Source organism: Sulfitobacter sp. (assembly GCF_041552635.1).
In the GTDB taxonomy this organism is placed as follows: Bacteria; Pseudomonadota; Alphaproteobacteria; order Rhodobacterales; family Rhodobacteraceae; genus Sulfitobacter.
This window is the reverse complement of sequence record NZ_JBFEKM010000270.1, coordinates 1-3,551: the sequence shown is the minus strand read 5'-3', so window position 1 is coordinate 3,551 and position 3,551 is coordinate 1. Positions and strand designations below refer to the sequence as shown.

Sequence of the window (3,551 nt, the reverse complement as noted above, 5' to 3'; positions counted from 1 at the left end):
TACGGCATGTCCGTGCGGGTTGAAGGCGACCCGACTTTGGTCAGCCCCGACTTCAAGATCGAAAAGTTCAAGACTGCAACGCGGGTTGTCGTGCCGGTTGAACATGTCGTGTCTGTCAATGCGTCCTTGATGGACGAGATTGACGAACAAGAGAACGACGTTGACGTTGATACAGTTGACATCGAAGAAGCCCAGCCCGCAGGCAGCACTGCTGATCAGGCCGGTTCAGATGACGGTGCAGATTCCGAAACGGACGGCGAAGACAAGCCAAAGCGCCGGCGGCGTCGGCGGCGGCGCAGCCGGGGTGGCAAGACCAACGGGGATGAAAACGGCAACGGCGAAAACAACGGCTCAGACGATGCCGCATCTGACGACCAGGGTTCAGAAGATGCAAAATCTGACAATGCGGTTGACGCAAAAGCTGAAGCGCCTGCTGGGGAAGACGTAAAAGCAGAAGCCCCAAAGGCCGATGCCGAGCCAGAGGAAAAGCCCAAGCGTACGCGCACCCGGACCCGCAAGCCCAAGGCAGAGGCTGCGGAAACAGCTCCAACAGACGCAGACGCCAAAGCCGATGGTGAGGCGAGCGAAGAGCCCGCGCCAAAGCCCAAGCGGACCCGTCGGCGCAAGCCCAAGGTTGATGCAGATGCGACACCTGCGGAAATAGCAGAAGCAACTGCAGAAGTGGCACCCGCGCCAGAATCTGACGCGGCTGTTGCCCCTGCTGCACAAGACGCACCGGTCGAAGCACCTGCAGACCAGCCTGTGGTAGAAGAAGTCAAACCAGAGCCGGTTGCAGAGCAGCCAGCCGAGGCAGCGGTTGAAGCCACCCCAGAGCCCGAGGCAACGCCGGAACCTGTAGCTGAAGCACAGCCAGAGTCCGCGCCAGAACCTGTTGCTGAACCCAAAATCGAGGCCGTACCGGTACCCGAAGTGGTACCGGAGCCTGTTGCAGCGGAAGAAAAACCCGCCAAGCCAAAACGGCGCGGCTGGTGGTCGTTGGGCGGTTAACCCCGGTGATATCAAGACAAAAGGCAGGCCTCGCGGGGCCTGCCTTTTTCGTTTCCGGCCACAAGCCAGTTGACCAGAACAGTCTTACTTCTTGCGGATCACATAGACCTGCACCGGGTTTTCGAGATCACTGCTGACCAACTCATGCCCAGCCTCGGCGCAGAAATGCGGCACGTCGATGATCGCGGCGGGATCATCGGCTTGCACGGTCAACACCTCACCAGAGTTCAGGCTTTGCAGCCGTTTGCGGGCTTTGAGCACGGGAAGCGGGCACAGTAGCCCGGTCGCATCAAGGATATGTTCATTGTTCATGACCCTCAAATAAGTCAGATGTTTCAACGCGTCCACAACCTTGTGACATCATGGCGCGCGTCGGGGCGTGACGCGGTGCGCAAACCGCAGTATGGGTGAAGCTATGTTTGGAATTGACCTAATCGATGCGGGGCTGCTGCCCGCCATTTTCATCGCGCTGACGGCGGGGATCATCAGTTTCCTCAGCCCTTGCGTTTTGCCGATCGTGCCGCCCTATCTGGCCTACATGAGCGGTGTCACGTTGAGCGATATGTCCAGCGTCACCTCCGCCCGACGCAAGGCGGTGATTGCGGCGCTGTTCTTTGTCATGGGCCTAAGCACAGTGTTCTTGATACTTGGGTTTACAGCTTCGGCATTCGGGGCGTTTTTCCTGCAAAATCAAATACTTTTCGCCCGTCTTTCAGGAATTGTCGTGATCATCTTTGGTCTGCATTTCCTTGGTGTTTTCCGGATTCCGTTTCTGGACCAAGAAGCCCGCCTTGACGCAGGCGACAAGGGTGGGTCGTCTTTCGGGGCCTATGTGCTGGGGCTTGCCTTTGCCTTTGGCTGGACCCCTTGCATCGGCCCACAACTGGGCGCGATCCTGTCGCTTGCCGCGTCAGAGGCCAGCGTCGCACGCGGCACCATGTTGCTGGGCGTCTATGCTGCCGGACTTGGCATTCCGTTTTTGCTCGCGGCCATGTTCATCACCCGCGCGACGCTGCTGATGAACCGCATAAAACCCTACATGAAGTTGATCGAACGCATCATGGGCGGCTTGCTGATCCTGGTCGGACTGGCGCTGCTGACGGGGGCATTTTCGACGTTTTCATTCTGGTTGCTTGAAAACTTTCCGGCGCTCGGATCCTTGGGCTAGAGGCCTTACTCTCGCCCAAAAACCTGTCTAAGCTGCTGGGAAATGCAGGTGGATGATGGCCGAAAACTCTGAACAGACAGTCAAAATGCGCCGGGTGTTTTACATTCCGGGCTATGACCCGATTCATCCACGCCGCTACCGGGAACTGTACCGCAAGGAAGGGACCGAACAGGCGCGCATCACGGGCTATGACATCACGCTGCGCCCCAAGAAAACCAAAGGCAATTACGGCTGGAACGTTGCTGCGCATATCGACGGGGTCGATGTGGATGCGCAGGTAGAGGTGTTGGTTTGGTCCGACATCGTCCGCGTCTCGATGAGCAATTCGATCCTTGCGACCTACAGGCAGCTTGTTCAAACGGCGTGGGTCTATATCGGATCAGGCGCGTTGTGGCGGCTCATGCAATTGCGCAAAGGTCCAGTGATTGCAGCGCTTTATCCGGTGGGCATGTTGTTGGTGCAGCTGGTGATTGCGATTCTTTCGGGCGTAGTGCTGTATCAGGCGCTGACCTATTTTGGCGGGCCTGCATGGTTCAAAGGGATCATTGGCGCACTTGGGGTTATGTTGGCTTGGGCGGTCCTCAGGTGGTTCAAAAAGAATGACGGTAAGTTTTTCGCCTATTATCTAATGCACGATTATGCGTTCGGGGCGGCGACACGGGGGGCCAATACGCCAGCACTTGAACGCCGGATGACCGAGTTTGGCGAGGCTATTGCCGAGGCGCTGATTTCGGATGTGGATGAAGTCCTGGTGGTCGGCCATTCCTCTGGTGCGCATCTGGGGGTGTCAATTCTGGCTGACTTGGTGCGCGCCGGTCGGGTGCCGGCAGATGGTCCCGCCCTTGGGTTTTTGACGCTGGGGCAGGTGGTGCCGATGGTGTCTTTCCTGCGCGATGCACACCGTTTGCGCGCTGACTTGCGCTATCTTTCGCAGCGCGAAGAGCTAACGTGGATCGACGTCACTGCCCCTGGCGACGGCTGCGCGTTCGCGCTGTGTGATCCGGTGGCCGTGTCTAGCGTTGCCCCAGAGGGCAAGAAATGGCCCTTGGTGTTTTCCGCCGCTTTCACCCAGTCGCTGAGCAATAAGCGGTGGAAAGAACTGCGGTGGCGGTTTTTCCGGCTGCATTTCCAGTATCTTTGTGCGTTTGATGCCCCCAAGGATTATGATTATTTCCAGATCACGGCTGGCCCGCACAGCTTGGCCGAACGCTATGCAGGGCGCCCTGCATCGCGTTCTCGGATCGTAACACCGGTGAATAAATTCACCTCGACCGCGCCATGACCTTGCCACCCAAACCCGACAGTCGCCCCGATAAAGTATCGCTGTGGCGGTACGTCAAGCTGTTTCGCCAAGACATACTGTCGGCGCAGCCCG

3 protein-coding genes and 1 pseudogene are annotated in these 3,551 nt (G+C 58.1%); 3 read left to right on the top strand and 1 reads right to left on the bottom strand.

What is annotated here, in order from left to right; genetic code table 11:
* Positions 1–1,008: pseudogene (locus ABYT07_RS19825) on the top strand (ribonuclease E/G); the annotation flags it as partial.
* 84 nt (positions 1,009–1,092) lie between these two features.
* On the opposite strand, the gene ABYT07_RS19820 reads toward ABYT07_RS19825, so the two are convergent.
* Complete coding sequence (locus tag ABYT07_RS19820) at positions 1,093–1,320, bottom strand: sulfurtransferase TusA family protein (RefSeq protein WP_372993734.1); 228 nt, start codon at positions 1,318–1,320, stop codon at positions 1,093–1,095.
* Between the two features lie 103 nt (positions 1,321–1,423).
* Between ABYT07_RS19820 and ABYT07_RS19815 the strand changes: the two genes are divergently transcribed.
* Both ABYT07_RS19815 and ABYT07_RS19810 read left to right on the top strand, forming a co-directional pair.
* Complete coding sequence (locus tag ABYT07_RS19815) at positions 1,424–2,176, top strand: cytochrome c biogenesis CcdA family protein (protein WP_372993733.1); 753 nt, start codon at positions 1,424–1,426, stop codon at positions 2,174–2,176.
* A gap of 55 nt (positions 2,177–2,231) precedes the next feature.
* Positions 2,232–3,458: a hypothetical protein gene (locus ABYT07_RS19810; protein ID WP_372993732.1), complete on the top strand. Its 1,227-nt coding sequence runs from the start codon at positions 2,232–2,234 to the stop codon at positions 3,456–3,458.
* Positions 3,459–3,551 lie beyond the last annotated feature (93 nt).

What these genes read in the sequence shown, in the direction of transcription:
- ABYT07_RS19810 (WP_372993732.1), top strand. Translation starts at nt 2,232, where the DNA reads ATGGCCGAAAACTCTGAACAGACAGTCAAAATGCGCCGGGTGTTTTAC.
- ABYT07_RS19820 (WP_372993734.1), bottom strand. Translation starts at nt 1,320, where the DNA reads ATGAACAATGAACATATCCTTGATGCGACCGGGCTACTGTGCCCGCTT.
- ABYT07_RS19815 (WP_372993733.1), top strand. Translation starts at nt 1,424, where the DNA reads ATGTTTGGAATTGACCTAATCGATGCGGGGCTGCTGCCCGCCATTTTC.